The 441-nt window shown below is 61.9% G+C and carries 1 protein-coding gene; it reads right to left on the reverse strand.

Annotated features, from left to right (window positions below; translation table 11 throughout):
• On the reverse strand, nucleotides 1-245 hold a 245-nt coding region (locus tag KVS69_RS18825; RefSeq protein ID WP_217539494.1), incomplete at its 3' end, for a hypothetical protein.
• Nucleotides 246-441: the final 196 nt, after the last annotated feature.

A 441-nucleotide genomic window follows, 5' to 3' on the forward strand; every position in this document is an offset into this window, starting at 1 on the left:
TGGGCATGCGCCTTGTCCACGCGCATCCGCGTGATCGCAATCGCCTGCGCCCTGGTTACCGGTACGATCCTGTTGTTCGCATTGCCGATCTCGCCCGCGCCGAACAGCGTTGCGAACGTCTCGGTACGCGTATTGGACGGGAAGTCGGAGAGCTCACAAGGACGGGAGGTTTGGCTGCGGATGGAGCGCGATGGAAAGGATGTCCCGTTCAGTGACCTCAGGCAATCGGGAAAATGGGTGGACAAGGCGCCGTTCCTGGTTGCTGTGGATCCTTCCGTCCCAACGTCAATAGCATGGCGGGGCTCGTATGCGGACAGCCTCCGGTTGATCTTCGTTTCCCATGCCTGGTCAGGCCGCGCGCGCGTGACCTGGAATGGCATGCAGCGCAACCTGGATCTTTACCGTCCCGAGGGTAGCAGCCTGACCCTCGACCTTGGCGGA

This window comes from Stenotrophomonas sp. GbtcB23, from assembly GCF_019091045.1.
Taxonomy (GTDB): Bacteria; Pseudomonadota; Gammaproteobacteria; order Xanthomonadales; family Xanthomonadaceae; genus Stenotrophomonas; species Stenotrophomonas rhizophila_A.